Raw genomic sequence first — 11,927 nt, 5'->3', positions numbered from 1 at the left:
AGTGCAGTCAGATTCAAATCTCCAAAATTTCAATATGCAGACAATATACTGAATTTTTCATCTGGGCTGGAGCTTTCAAAGGATGACTCTATTGCTCTTTCTTTAGAGGCAAATACCTCCACAGGAGATTTCAATGGAATTTTTAATGCTGAAAATATTACCCTTGATGAAAATCCCTTTATTATAAAAAAAATAAAGGGGTACGATTCTTTAGTGGGGAATATAAAGGCAGACATCCCTTTTAACGGAAATTTCAAGGATAAAATTTATACACTAAAAGGTAAGGTTCACTCAGAAAATTTTACACTTAAAAATGAACTTCAGAGCATCTCCTTCAAGTCAGGGGATATAAATCTGCAAGAGGTCACCTTTCCCCAACCCTACATAAATATCGACAATATCACTCTGGATCAGTTGGCAGTAGACTACAAAATGCACTCTGAAGATAAAGAAAAGGAGCCTCCAAAGCCATTTGTAATTCCTGATTTAAAAATAGGTGAACTTAACATCTCAGACTCATCTGTTTTGACCTCTGATACATCTTTGACAAAGTTAAGTCTCAAAGGAAAGAACTTCACCAATGAAAAAGATATCCAGTCTGAAATAGACCTGTCATTTGATCTCGATGAAAAAACCTCGGTCTCTACAAACTCAAAGATAAAATTTAAAGATACTTTAAAAAGTCCAGAAGATCTCCTACAACTCATATTGGCTGAAGGGAAATTAAAAATCAAGGGAAGTGACCTTGCTTCAATGAACAAACTGGAAAACCTTCCTTATAAAATAAGTTCTAAAGATTTTTCCATAGGAGGGGATTACACCTTTAGTTACCCTGATATCTCTGCTCTTGCTGACATCTCCTTAGTAGGTATAGGGGCTTCTGACGGTAAAGGGTCCCTCTTGTCTTCAGATCAGATTAAAATGTCAAATAAAGTCGACTATAATATGCTAGATAAAAAATTTAAAATCTCCGGCCCTGGAGAGGTTACGAAGCTGGTTTTCAAATCAACTGATGGAAAAACTGTTTTTCAGGGAGATCTTTCTCTTATTTCAAAAGAAATTTCAAAGGAATCTATAGTTTTTGATTCTATAAATATGAAAAATGCCAAGATAGATATGAGCGCTCCTAAAAAAGAAACAGAAAATAAAGAAACAACAGAAAAAGAAAAGAAAAAACTACCGTTGATCTTTCTCTCAAAGTTTAGTATACAAAATTCAGATGTTATGCTAAAAGATTTTTCAGTAAACGGAATAAACGGTTTATTCAAAAATCTATCAACAAAAAAAGGGGGATCAGAAGTAAATGTCACCGGAAAGTTAAACGGGAAAACCCCTGTAAGTATAGGGGGAAACCTTCTTGTGGATAAGGATTTGGAATTAAGGGAAGATATAAAGGATGTAGGATATAAGGGGAAGGTTAGTGTTGCTTCACTTGGTATAGAGGAGCTCAGACCATTTTTAAAAGATATCCCCTATACAGTGGACGGCCTTGCAAAATTAGATGCAGACCTCTCATACACTAACGGGAATATATCTTCCCAGACCGTCCTTTCTCTGGAAAATATGAACCTCTATAGTAAAGAATCCACAGATGAATTTTCAACAAAAAAAATTGTCTCTTCCTTTTTTATTCAAATCAAGGATAAGAAATACAATATTACAAAAGGGAAGTTTAATTTAGTGGGATTCAAGGGAATACTGGGCAAAGATAAGTACATGTCCTTTTCAGGGGATAATATCAATTTAATTTTAAACAGATTAAATAAAGATGAATTCAGCGCTGATGAAGTTACAGTTTCAAAACCAATCGTGGTAATCAATAAAAAAACAGAAGCCGTTGATAAATCTAAAAAACCTGAAAAAACTAAAATGAAAATCAATATAAAAAAATTAAGTATTCTAGATGGAGACCTCAATCTCTTGACCAAGAATAGCACCTACCCAATACAAAAAATATTGCTCAAATCAAATAATTTTTCCACTTCTAAGAATGAAAAAACAGATATAACTCTTGATTCCACAGTCAAGACAGGTGGTACTCTTTCTGCAAAAGCTTCTTATTCCTTGAAAGAGGACTGGGGATTTTCCCCAAAAACAATGGATATAGATGGGGAGTTCACACTGAACAATTTAGATCTCACGCCATACAAAAATATTTTAGAACTCTACTTTCCAAACCAGTTAAACTCGGGAAAAACTGACTGGAAGGCTACTTATAAAATAAAAAAAGGTAAACTTGATGGAACAAATGATATCACTTTTAAAAATATATCCCTGGGACAATCCACAGGAAACAATACATCTATTCCTTTAAAAACTGCCGTGGGTATACTTTCAGATAAGAGCGGAAACTTCAGTCTGAATATACTAATTTCAGGAGATTTTAATAACCCGCAATTTAAACTGAGAGATATTTTTATACAGAGTTTAAAAAGTATACTGATAAAAACCGTAACATCTCCTATAAACATTATCACAAAGACAATTGAATCCCAGGAGATTTCAAAAATAAACTTTATATTTCTTTCAGACAGCTTAGCCTTGACTGAAATTCAAAAGTTAGAAAAAATATCCCAGATGTTAAAAGAAAACCAGGAATTAAAAGTCAGATTTATCCTCTATACTGATTTTTTCAGAGAAACAGAACTTCTCAGGCTTAAAAATATAAAAGATATTATTTTTATGTCCTCAAAAGATTCCAAGACTCCAGAGTCACAAGTTAATGATCTTATGAACTCCAGAAAAGAAAAAATCCTTACTTTTTTCAGAGGCAAGTCTCTAGAAAATAGAATAACAACGGAGATTTCCGATGAAAAAAGAGTTTATCCACAGGCTGACGTTATTTTTATATATCCATAAAAAAAAGGCTGTGCTTAAAGCACGGCCTTTTTAAATTAACGATATTGTTCACCTATTCTTACCTTAGTAAGTGCATCTTGAAGTGCTTTTTGAGTTGCAGCAATATCTCTGTCCTCTTTTAGCTTCGTAAGCTTAGCCTGAGCAACCTCGGCATCTTGTTTTGCTCTTTCCACATCTATCTCTCTTGCGTCTATAGCTTCATCAGCAAGAATTGTGGTCTGCTCTCTCGATATGTCTATGAAACCTCCGGATACAAAGTATGCTACTTCTTCACCTGAAGATTTTATTTTCATCTCTCCGATAGCAAGTTCTGCCACGAAAGGAGCATGGTTTGCCAAAACTCCCATATCCCCCTCGGTGGTTCTTAAAACAATCATTTCAACTTCTTTTTCAAGGATCTTTTTGATTGGAGTAATCACTTCTAACTTAAAGGTAGCCATGATTATGCATCTCCCTTCATTAATTCCCTCGCTTTTGCTATAGCCTCGTCAATTGTTCCCACATAAAGGAAGGCTTGTTCAGGAAGGTCATCATGCTTACCTTCAAGGATCTCTTTAAATCCTCTTATAGTTTCCTTTACAGTTACGTATTTACCTTCCATTCCTGTAAACTGCTCTGCTACGTGGAATGGCTGTGAAAAGAATCTTTCGATTTTTCTTGCTCTGTTTACTGCTATTTTATCATCATCAGATAATTCGTCCATACCTAGTATAGCGATGATATCCTGAAGTTCTTTATATCTTTGAAGTACAGACTGTACCTCTCTTGCTGTTGTATAGTGCTCATGACCTGTGATTCCAGGCTGAAGAGCTGTTGATGTAGAATCTAGAGGGTCAACTGCCGGATAGATTCCAAGTGATGCGATTCTTCTAGACAGTACTGTTGTAGCGTCTAGATGAGTAAATGTAGTAGCTGGAGCCGGGTCAGTAAGGTCATCTGCTGGTACATATACAGCTTGTACTGACGTGATCGATCCAGTTTTAGTAGATGTTATTCTCTCTTGAAGAGCACCCATGTCTGTTGCTAGTGTCGGCTGGTATCCAACCGCTGACGGCATTCTTCCTAGAAGTGCCGAAACTTCTGATCCTGCTTGCGTAAATCTAAAGATATTATCGATGAACAGAAGAACGTCCTGCCCCTCTTTATCTCTAAAGTTTTCAGCCATTGTAAGACCAGTAAGTGCTACTCTTAGTCTTGCTCCAGGCGGCTCATTCATTTGTCCGTAAACAAGAGAAGTTTTGCTCAGTACTCCAGATTCGGTCATTTCGTCAAAAAGGTCTCTACCTTCTCTCGTTCTTTCCCCTACACCTGCAAATACTGATAGTCCTCCATGTCCCTTGGCGATGTTATTGATAAGCTCCATTATAAGAACTGTCTTACCAACTCCTGCTCCACCAAACAGACCGATTTTTCCACCTTTTACATATGGAGCCAGAAGATCGATTACCTTGATTCCTGTTTCGAATATCTCTACTTCAGTTCCCTGATCTTCAAATGCAGGAGCTTCCCTGTGAATAGATGAAAACTCTTCTGCCTTTACTTCTCCTGCTTGATCTATAGGCTCTCCCAATACATTCAGTATTCTTCCTAGTACCGCTTTACCTACCGGTACTGTGATTGGAGCACCTGTATCTATTACTTCCATTCCTCTTTGTAGCCCTTCAGATGCATCCATACATATCGCTCTTACAACGTTGTTACCTAGGTGTTGCTGTACTTCAGCTATTAGGACTTCTCCGTTTCCACGATCTATTCTAAGTGAATTGTAAATCTTAGGCAATTCGCTATTGAATGATACGTCTACAACCGGACCAATTATTTGGGTAAGAATTCCCTTATTCTCCACTAAAACTGCCTCCTCTTCAATAAGGTTTTGAAAAATTCTGCTCAATATATTTAGAGAGCAGATGCTCCACTGACAATTTCAGATATCTCTTGAGTAACTGCAGCTTGTCTTTCCCTGTTGTATTGAAGGTTCAGATCAGCTATCATGTCCTCAGCATTGTCAGTTGCATTTTTCATAGCATTCTTTCTAGCCGAATGCTCACTTGCCGTATTTTCCAAAATAGCCTGATATATTCTTATATTCAGATATTTTGGAAGCAGGCTTGATAATATACCCTCTACCGATGGCTCAAAAATATACGTAGTATTCTCTTGAACCTCTACTCTCTCGATAGGTAACACTTTTTTTACAACTAGCTCAGTCTGCATTGCAGATATGAATTCATTGTAGATCATGTATACCTCATCAAAGATATCTCCATAAAAATATTCCACAATATTTTCACTTATTTCTTTAGCCTTTACAAACATAGTTTCAGGAATAAGCTGGATATACTCAGCTTTAAGATCATAATTTCTTTTATTACAATAATCTCTGGCTTTTTTTCCAACTCCAATGATTGAAACTTCCTTGTCTGGATTTTCGGCAATAAGAATTTCCATCTTTTTTAAGGTGGCATTGTTGAAGCCTCCACAAAGTCCTCTGTCAGAAGTCATCACGATAACCCCTATTTTTTTTACATCCTTTTTCCCATCGAAAAGTGGATGCCTTTCAGATTTTATCCCTGCAGCAATATTTTTTAGTACATTATCCATACTTTCAGAGTATGGTTTTGACTGATTTACCAATGCAGAGAATCTTTTAAACTTTGTTGAAGAAACTATCTCCATAGCCTTTGTGATCTGGTGAGTAGACTGAACACTTTTAATTCTACCTTTTAATTCTTTTCCTCCAGCCATGATCTCACCTCTCTTTAACTAAAGTTTTTTTTGAAATCTTCAATAGCTTTTCTTAATTTAGCTTCTATTTCATCACTAAGAGCTTTTTTCTCTAGTATTTCTTTTAGTATTTCTGTATTATCTTTTAGATGCGCTATCAACTCTTCCTCGAATCTTCTTACTTCTTCAATAGGAGTGTCGTCAACATATCCGTTTAAAACCATAAAGAATGAAACCACTTGCTCTTCTACTCTGTAAGGTTTGTATTGATCTTGCTTTAGGACCTCCATGATTCTGTGTCCTCTTTCAAGTTGAGCTTTTGTAGCCTTATCTAGGTCTGATCCAAATTGTGCAAATGTTAAAAGTTCACTATACTGTGCTAGTTCTAGTTTTACTTTGGCAGCAACTTGTTTCATAGCCTTTATTTGTGCTGATCCTCCAACTCTCGATACAGATATACCTGCATTTATTGCCGGTCTGAATCCAGAGTTAAATAGTTCAGAATCTAGGAAGATCTGACCATCTGTGATTGAAATTACGTTGGTAGGAATAAACGCAGATACGTCTCCTGCCTGTGTTTCAATTATAGGAAGTGCTGTTATAGAACCTGCACCTAGTTCATCAGATAGTTTTGCCGCTCTCTCAAGAAGTCTTGAGTGAAGGTAGAATACATCTCCTGGATAAGCTTCTCTTCCTGGAGGTCTCTTCAGTAGAAGTGACATCTCTCTGTATGCTACCGCATGTTTAGAAAGGTCATCGTATATTATTAATACATGCTCTCCCTTATCCATAAAGAACTCACCCATAGATACACCACAGTAAGGTGCCATGTATTGCAGAGGAGCTGGTTCTGAAGCCGTTGCTGCTACTACGATTGTGTATTCCATTGCTCCGGCATTTTCTAGTTTTTTTACTATCTGAGCTACAGTTGATCTTCTCTGACCTATAGCTACATAGATACATTTTACCCCTGTACCTTTTTGGTTTATGATTGCATCGAGTGCTACAGCTGTTTTACCAGTCTGTCTATCCCCGATGATAAGTTCTCTTTGACCTCTTCCGATCGGTACCATTCCGTCTATTGACTTGATACCCGTTTGAAGTGGTTCATGTACCGGCTTTCTGGCGATTATTCCATGAGCCTTTCTTTCTAGTGTCATCATTCTTTCTGTTTTTATGTCACCTTTACCATCAATTGGCTCTCCTAGAGCGTTGACTACTCTTCCCAAGAGACCTTCTCCGGCTGGTACCGCTGCGACTTCTCCAGTGGCTCTTACCTCGTCTCCCTCTTTTACCCCTGTAGGGTCTCCTAGTAATACGGCACCTACATTGTTTTCCTCAAGATTTAGTACCATCCCTCTTATTCCATTAGGGAATTCTAAAAGTTCTCCGGCTTTTGCATTACTAAGACCGTATATTCTTGCGATTCCGTCTCCTACTTCTACGACAGAACCTGAAGTTTTAATATCTAAAGATTTTTTATAATTTTCGATCTCAGTCTTGATTATGCTGCTGATCTCTTCCGGTCTGATCTTCAAGCGGTTACACCTCCTACCTTTCGAACTGGCAAGATACTAGTTGCTTACGACTGTATCAAGCTGTCTTCTAACGCTTCCGTCAATTATTTCATCACCGATTTTTATAATTCCACCGGCAATAATGGATTTATCTATGTTAACTATCAAGTTAACTTTTTTTCCGGTTTTCTTTTCTAGTTTTTGAATAAGTTTGCTCTTCTGTTCTTCATTAGGTTCAATTGCAAAAGTAGCTTCTACATCTACTATATGGTTTTTTGTATAATAGATCTTCAGATACTCTGCAACAATTGATTTTATGTAAGACAGTCTTTTCTTTTCTATAAGGTAGAAAAGAATATTCAGAGAAAACTCCTCAAACTTTGAAAAGATTTTACCCATAAATTCTTTTTTTTCTTCTACTTTTATAAGAGGATGATCCACAAGGTTTTTAAACTCCTTGTCCCCCTTGTAAAGCTCCATCACAAGGTTTAATTCCTCGTAAAGTTCTTTAACTTTTGCATTTGATTCTGCCATTTCATAAATGGCTACAGCATATCTTTTACCTACTTGCGCTTCTATCATCTGTCTTCGCCTACCTCTTCAATAAAGTCATTGAGTAGGTTTTCTCCCAATTTGGAATCAAGTCTTTCATTAATCATTTTTTCAGCAAGACTAACTGCCAGACCGGTAACTTCTGATTGGAGCTCTTTTCTAGCTTGTTTTTTCATTTTTTCTACTTCTAACTCAGCAGACTTTATAGTCTTTTCTCTCTGAGCATTGGCTTCTTTTAAAATAGTTTCTTTTCTTTCGTCAGCTTTTTTTTCAGCTCTCAAAAGAATTTCATTAGCTTCTGTTTTAGCCGCTTTCAGAATACCTTGGGTTTCCTCATTGGCCTCAGCTGCCAGTTTTCTATCTGTTTCAGCCTGTTTCAACTCGTTAGCGATTTTTTCTTTCCTAGCATCTAATATCTTGGAGACCGGTTTTTGAAAATATTTTTTAAAGAAAAACATTAAAATCAAAAAGTTTATGATCTGCCAAAACATATTAATGTCAATAGACACTGCAGGCATATTTTGTGTTGCCAAGTCGTCTACCTCCTTTCTGTGGAACGATTTCTATGCATAAATGCAAAGCTTTATCGTCAAAATTTAGCAGCATCCCTTTCAGGATAGCGACCTCCTAAAATTATCCTAATAGTCCGACAAATGGGTTAGCATAAAGTAGGATCAAAGCAATAACTAGTGAGTAGATACCTGTAGATTCCGCTACTGCTTGCCCTAGTACCATTGTAGAGATGATGTCTCCTTTTGCTTCTGGTTGTCTAGCTACAGACTCTACCGCTTTACCTGCTGCATATCCTTGTCCTACCCCTGGTCCTATACCTGCGATCATTGCTGTTCCAGCACCTACAGCAGATGCTGCCAATACTACAGTTTTAGCTAATAACATATCCATATTATAATTCCCTCCTTAAAAAATATATTTCTAATAAAACAAATTAATCAACATACTCCGCGTCTCCAATGGAACCTTGAATATATACCATTGTCAACATTATAAATACAAAACTTTGTACTATACCACTAAATAAATCAAAATATAAGTGCATTGGTGCCGGTATCAAAACTGGAGCAGCTTTATAAAGCAATCCCAATATTACCATTCCTGCAAACATGTTTCCAAAAAGTCTGATTGAAATATTTGTCGGCTTTGCAAATTCCCCAGCCAGGTTAATGGGAAACATAAGCGGCATAGGTTCAAACAAACCTTTAAAAAATCCAAAAAATCCTGATACTCTAAATGAAGCAGCCATAAAACTATAGGTCGTTATAAATGCCAAACCTACTGTCGTGTTAAGATCTGCTGTTGGTGTTCTTAGTGCAGGTGCAATTTTCAAAAGCCCATCTTCATAGGAAAATCCTGGAATTGGAAAAAATGAAACAATATTTGAAATAAGTATAAATAAAAACAAAGTAGATATGTAAGTAAAATACTTTTTCTTCCAACCACCTAGCATTTGTCCTATCAATGCATCAAAGAAAGCATAGACAGTTTCAAAGAATGCCTGTTTTTTCCCCGGCATAATCTCTAGATTTTTTGAAGCCCATCTAAAAATTAATATGAGGAATAGCATAACACACCATGTACTGATAATTGTTATTGTTACTGGAAACCCATAGCTACCTTCTGCTATTTTTAAAGCAAAAGGAAAATCATGCATTGATGGTGGAAGCGGCACATAAAACATTATTTTTGGCCCTTCTACCAATGGTGGAGTTTCAAACTGAACAAATCCAAGCATCTTCATGGCAAAAGTGAAAACTGCAATTATCGCTGCTAGTATTACAGGTCCAAATTTTTTCATAACTCTCCGTTGACCCCCTTTCTTTAAAATTATTTTAATTTTTTTAACCTGCTCTGTATTTTTTTTATAACGGTTGAAATAGCCATAAGTGAAATATTAAATTTTATATTCAGTAGTCCTATAGCTCCGCCTAAAAAAGTAGGAATACCCCAAAATTTTATTAGTACTCCCAAGTATATGCCGTATATTACATATCTTTTTAAATATCCAGTTACTGTTACTCTGAATGGATTGTCATTTCTCACAGCTGACTCCGCCTCGAGGCAGATGCTGTAAAAACCTATCCATGAAATTATGCACCCTCCAAACATTCCTATATATATAATAGGGCTTCTTACCAAAATCCCGTAGATAAGGACAATTATCATTGTGATAACTGAGTTTTTGAGTACTTTTTTTATCTCTTGATTCATCAAACCACCATAAATTTAAGTATTTTTTTTATTTTTTTTTCATAATCAGCTTATACGAATTATAAAAACCGCTAAATATCCCTACAATTGTAAAGGCTATAAACAACAAATCACTTGAAAAAAAATACTTTTCAATTACCTTATAAATAATTATAAAAAAAAGAATGTTAAAAACCATAACAAAGCCTAGATAACCAAGTAAAGAAAAATAGTAAACTACATCCTTATAAAGATTTTTCATTAAAATCACCAGCTTATGAGTTAGTTTCCTATCCCTTTATAACATAAAAAAATCGTTCTCCAGCAAGATTACTTTCTTCATAAATATTTTCTACATGCAAACCTGATTTCTCGGCAGCCATTTGTATCTCTCTATGTGTAAAAATTTTCTTAGTGTGCTTTTCAGTATATTTTTTATAAAGTCCGTCCTTTTCTTCTACAAAAAAGGTAGTGTCTATATAGTCTAGTTGACCTTCTTGATAGTGCTCCCAAATTACAGTCATATCCTCTCGCTGATCGATAAAAAATCCGTCTGGAAACATCTCATCCATGAAATTTCTGTCTACAACGTCAAATATGTATACACCATCAGTCTCTAGATGTTTTTTTATTTTCTCAAAAAGTTTTTCCAAATCCCCTATACTCACAAGATGGTTCACCGTATCAAACAGAGATATTACTATGTCGTACTTTCTATCCAGACTAAGGTCCTTCATATTTTGACATAACAACTGGACATTCTTATCCAAATTTTTCAGCTTGTCTTCAGCAACTGAAAGCATCTCCTCAGAAAGATCAACTCCGGTACACTCATACTCCCCGACAAATCTCTTTAATACTTCTCCAGTTCCGCATCCCAGGTCTAGCAGGGTTTTTGCATTTGGATTATTACCTTCTATAACATAGGATACAAAGTCATGCCATCCGTCATAATCGGCAAACTCCATAAACTTGTCATAAACCTTTGCAAATTCCTGGTACATATTCCACCTCTAAATATAATTTACATTTCTGATAAAATCAATAATCTTTTCACAAAAAGTCATTAATTTTTACAGAGACATAATACATGATAGCTCATTTTTTGTCGTTTTGCACTTTTTTTTTGTTTTTTTTTGAAACAAAAAATCTTTTTTCAGAATTCTTCATACTTTTTTGCCTGTCAGGTACTACATTTTTCATATTCAGTGATGTATCTTTTTATGCGATTATAGACTAATATATTTTTTTTGAAATTGCAAGATATTTAAGAAAGTTCTTTCTTCACAACTTCAGAGATTTCTGATGCTACAGAGTCCACCATCTCTTGTTCTTTTCCCTCTACCATTACTCTCACTATAGGCTCCGTTCCTGATGTTCTTACCAGTACTCTCCCAAGTCCAGACATCTCCCCCTCTTTTTCCTGTATGATATCCATAATTTTTTTATTTTTATTCCAAAGGTTCTTTTTATCATTTGAGACTCTTATGTTTATGAGCACCTGCGGCCAGTCATGTATATCCACTACATGCTCGTCCAGACTCTTTTTACTATCCCTAAGAGCTTCTACCAGTTTAAGTGATGTCAGTACTCCGTCTCCGGTTGTGTTATAGTCGAGTAAAATTATATGTCCCGACTGCTCTCCCCCTATATTCAGTCCGTTTACTTTCATTTTTTCCAGTACATACCTGTCCCCTACATTGGCTCTTATGAGACCTATACCGTTTTTATCCAGGTAGTTTTCAAATCCCATATTACTCATAACAGTTGTTACCACCCTGTTATCGTTTAGCTCTCCTCTGCTTTTCATTTCTTTGGCCAGGATTGCTATTATCTTGTCCCCGTCTATGACATTTCCGTTTTTATCCACTGCCATCAGCCTATCTGCGTCTCCGTCATAGGCAAGACCTAGGTCCGCTTCATATCCTGTTACTACCTTAGCAAGTATCTCAGGGTGCGTAGAGCCGCATTTTACATTTATGTTGGTTCCGTTTGGAGCATCATTTATTACCACTATCTCAGCTCCTAGATCCATAAATACTTCTCTGGCGATTCTGTAGGCAGCTCCGT

12 protein-coding genes and 1 pseudogene are annotated in these 11,927 nt (G+C 36.1%); 1 reads left to right on the top strand and 12 read right to left on the bottom strand.

Annotated elements, in window-relative coordinates:
- The coding region (locus ABZA26_RS01575; protein WP_372712763.1) for a DUF748 domain-containing protein at positions 1-2,859 on the top strand (2,859 nt) is incomplete at its 5' end.
- A 35-nt stretch (positions 2,860-2,894) separates the two neighbouring features.
- On the opposite strand, the gene atpC is transcribed toward ABZA26_RS01575, so the two are convergent.
- The 12 genes and pseudogenes from atpC to ABZA26_RS01515 form a co-directional block, all read right to left on the bottom strand.
- The gene (gene atpC, locus ABZA26_RS01570; protein ID WP_372712762.1) at positions 2,895-3,299 is read right to left on the bottom strand and encodes an ATP synthase F1 subunit epsilon; all 405 of its coding nucleotides are present in this window, start codon (positions 3,297-3,299) and stop codon (positions 2,895-2,897) included.
- A gap of 2 nt (positions 3,300-3,301) precedes the next feature.
- Positions 3,302-4,705 carry a F0F1 ATP synthase subunit beta gene (atpD, locus tag ABZA26_RS01565; RefSeq protein WP_372712761.1) on the bottom strand — a complete coding sequence of 468 codons (1,404 nt, stop codon included), beginning with the start codon at positions 4,703-4,705 and terminating at the stop codon, positions 3,302-3,304.
- 50 nt (positions 4,706-4,755) lie between these two features.
- A complete protein-coding gene (atpG, locus tag ABZA26_RS01560) occupies positions 4,756-5,604 on the bottom strand; it encodes an ATP synthase F1 subunit gamma (protein ID WP_372712760.1) in 849 nt (282 codons plus the stop codon).
- Positions 5,605-5,618: 14 nt separating this feature from the next.
- Entirely contained in the window at positions 5,619-7,121 is a 1,503-nt protein-coding gene (gene atpA / locus ABZA26_RS01555) for a F0F1 ATP synthase subunit alpha (protein WP_372712759.1), read from the bottom strand.
- A 36-nt stretch (positions 7,122-7,157) separates the two neighbouring features.
- Positions 7,158-7,682 carry an ATP synthase F1 subunit delta gene (gene atpH, locus ABZA26_RS01550; RefSeq protein ID WP_372712758.1) on the bottom strand — a complete coding sequence of 175 codons (525 nt, stop codon included), beginning with the start codon at positions 7,680-7,682 and terminating at the stop codon, positions 7,158-7,160.
- Positions 7,679-8,185 carry a F0F1 ATP synthase subunit B gene (gene atpF / locus ABZA26_RS01545; protein ID WP_372712757.1) on the bottom strand — a complete coding sequence of 169 codons (507 nt, stop codon included), beginning with the start codon at positions 8,183-8,185 and terminating at the stop codon, positions 7,679-7,681. The genes atpH and atpF overlap by 4 nt, the downstream gene beginning before the upstream one ends.
- 100 nt (positions 8,186-8,285) lie before the next feature.
- Positions 8,286-8,555, bottom strand: a complete 270-nt coding sequence (gene atpE / locus ABZA26_RS01540; RefSeq protein ID WP_013386662.1) for an ATP synthase F0 subunit C — start codon at positions 8,553-8,555, stop codon at positions 8,286-8,288.
- A 43-nt stretch (positions 8,556-8,598) separates the two neighbouring features.
- On the bottom strand, positions 8,599-9,408 hold the full coding sequence (atpB, locus tag ABZA26_RS01535; RefSeq protein WP_372712764.1) for a F0F1 ATP synthase subunit A: 810 nt from the start codon (positions 9,406-9,408) through the stop codon (positions 8,599-8,601).
- A gap of 86 nt (positions 9,409-9,494) precedes the next feature.
- Positions 9,495-9,878 carry an ATP synthase subunit I gene (locus ABZA26_RS01530; protein WP_372712756.1) on the bottom strand — a complete coding sequence of 128 codons (384 nt, stop codon included), beginning with the start codon at positions 9,876-9,878 and terminating at the stop codon, positions 9,495-9,497.
- A 28-nt stretch (positions 9,879-9,906) separates the two neighbouring features.
- Positions 9,907-10,119 carry an AtpZ/AtpI family protein gene (locus ABZA26_RS01525; protein WP_372712755.1) on the bottom strand — a complete coding sequence of 71 codons (213 nt, stop codon included), beginning with the start codon at positions 10,117-10,119 and terminating at the stop codon, positions 9,907-9,909.
- 28 nt (positions 10,120-10,147) lie between these two features.
- Positions 10,148-10,861 carry a class I SAM-dependent methyltransferase gene (locus tag ABZA26_RS01520; protein ID WP_372712754.1) on the bottom strand — a complete coding sequence of 238 codons (714 nt, stop codon included), beginning with the start codon at positions 10,859-10,861 and terminating at the stop codon, positions 10,148-10,150.
- Positions 10,862-11,124: 263 nt separating this feature from the next.
- A pseudogene (locus ABZA26_RS01515) lies at positions 11,125-11,927 on the bottom strand (phosphoglucosamine mutase); the annotation flags it as partial.

Origin of the sequence: Ilyobacter sp., from assembly GCF_041583315.1 — a bacterium.
In the GTDB taxonomy this organism is placed as follows: domain Bacteria; phylum Fusobacteriota; class Fusobacteriia; order Fusobacteriales; family Fusobacteriaceae; genus Ilyobacter.
Note: the sequence above shows the minus strand (reverse complement) of the source record. Positions and strands in the feature narration are given on the sequence as shown.

Coding starts and splice junctions, on each gene's coding strand:
- atpC (WP_372712762.1), bottom strand. CDS start 3,299: ATGGCTACCTTTAAGTTAGAAGTGATTACTCCAATCAAAAAGATCCTT.
- ABZA26_RS01525 (WP_372712755.1), bottom strand. CDS start 10,119: ATGAAAAATCTTTATAAGGATGTAGTTTACTATTTTTCTTTACTTGGT.
- atpG (WP_372712760.1), bottom strand. CDS start 5,604: ATGGCTGGAGGAAAAGAATTAAAAGGTAGAATTAAAAGTGTTCAGTCT.
- atpE (WP_013386662.1), bottom strand. CDS start 8,555: ATGGATATGTTATTAGCTAAAACTGTAGTATTGGCAGCATCTGCTGTA.
- ABZA26_RS01520 (WP_372712754.1), bottom strand. CDS start 10,861: ATGTACCAGGAATTTGCAAAGGTTTATGACAAGTTTATGGAGTTTGCC.
- ABZA26_RS01530 (WP_372712756.1), bottom strand. CDS start 9,878: ATGAATCAAGAGATAAAAAAAGTACTCAAAAACTCAGTTATCACAATG.
- atpB (WP_372712764.1), bottom strand. CDS start 9,408: ATGAAGATGCTTGGATTTGTTCAGTTTGAAACTCCACCATTGGTAGAA.
- atpH (WP_372712758.1), bottom strand. CDS start 7,682: ATGATAGAAGCGCAAGTAGGTAAAAGATATGCTGTAGCCATTTATGAA.